Source organism: Fortiea sp. LEGE XX443, assembly GCF_015206815.1.
Lineage (GTDB): Bacteria > Cyanobacteriota > Cyanobacteriia > Cyanobacteriales > Nostocaceae > Nostoc_B.
The window spans coordinates 1-1,482 of record NZ_JADEXZ010000155.1; the positions used below are offsets into that span (position 1 = coordinate 1).

At 36.4% G+C, this 1,482-nt stretch carries 2 pseudogenes; one reads left to right on the forward strand and one right to left on the reverse strand.

Annotation, left to right across the window (positions count from 1 at the left end):
• Positions 1-68: 68 nt before the first annotated feature.
• Positions 69-1,291, forward strand: a pseudogene (locus IQ259_RS26880) (ISAzo13 family transposase).
• 3 nt (positions 1,292-1,294) lie between these two features.
• On the opposite strand, the pseudogene IQ259_RS27460 reads toward IQ259_RS26880, so the two are convergent.
• A pseudogene (locus IQ259_RS27460) lies at positions 1,295-1,482 on the reverse strand (hypothetical protein); the annotation flags it as partial.

Consider the following 1,482-nt stretch of genomic DNA (forward strand, 5'->3'; position numbering starts at 1 on the left):
GCAACCTTTCCCTTCCCTTTTTGTAGTAAATTCAATGATGATTCGATTTTGGATGTGCATAGGTGTCAATGGAATTAACAGATTCACTAAAGCATTTGTTGAAGGAAACTGCACAGCAATTAAAAGGGGCAGCCAAACGCAGATTCATTGCACAAACAGTTGTGGCATTAGGATATGGAGGTCAGTATGCGGCCGAGCGAGAATTAGGATGGAATCGTGTAACTATTAGCAAAGGAATTAAAGAATTAAATACTGGGATTACTTGTTTTGATAATTATCAGGGTAGAGGACGTAAAAAAGCCGAAGAAATCTTGCCAAATCTTTTAGAAGATATTAAGAAATTAGTTGATTCTCAAAGCCAAATAGACCCAAGTTTTAAAAGCCAGAGACTCTACACACGCCTGTCGGCTGCCCAAGTGAGAAATCAATTAATTGAGAAGTTCGGTTATAGTGATGAGAAATTACCGACTGAAGAGACAATTCGTGTAAAGTTAAACGATTTGGGATATCGCCTCAAACGAGTTGCCAAAGTTCAACCTCAAAAAAAATTCCCGAAACTGACGCAATCTTCGACCAATTAGCTAGAGTTCACCAAGAAGCTTCAGAGGATTCAAGTATTTTACGTTTAAGTTTGGATGCAAAAGCTCGTGTTAATATTGGCTCATTTGACCGTGGTGGTAGAAATCGAGTACCGACGGAAACTGATGACCATGATTTTCATCCAAAAACAACTGTGACTCCTTACGGTATATTTCTTCCAGATTTAGATGAACTATTTTTGTATTTTACAGAATCAAAAGTAACTAGCGATTTTATAGTTGATATTTTAGAGGATTTTTGGAAATCCCAAAGTTGGCGATTTCCGGAAATTAAAACTTTACTTATTAATCAAGACAATGGAGGTCAGAATAACTCTCGACGTACTCAGTTTATGAAACGTATAGTTGAATTTTCTCAAAAACATCAACTAAATATACGTTTAGCATATTATCCTCCATATCACAGCAAATATAACCCAATTGAAAGAACTTGGGCTATATTAGAAAATCATTGGAATGGCAGCATCTTAGATGAAGTAGAAACCGCATTAAATTTTGCTAAAACTATGGCTTGGAATGGCAAACATCCAGTTGTTAAGTTAGTAACTCAAACTTATGCTACTGGAGTGCGTTTAACTAAAGAAGCCATGCAAGAAATTGAAAATAAAATTTCACGTTTGACTAATTTTGGTCAAGATAATTTACCAAATTTAGGCAAGTGGTTTGTTGATATTTGTTACGGAGCAACGTAATTGTTAGAAGTTAAATAACGGTTTTTCGCGGCAATAGCCATTCTGCTCACTGCGCTCTTTTATTGTTGAGTGCAGACATTTATCTTGCATATATTTGGGAGGAAAGAGCAGTTGCCGACGGCAACTGCTCTTTCCCCCTTCAGAATGATTATCATTTTTATGGCTTGTATATCTTATTCTCTGGAAGTCCC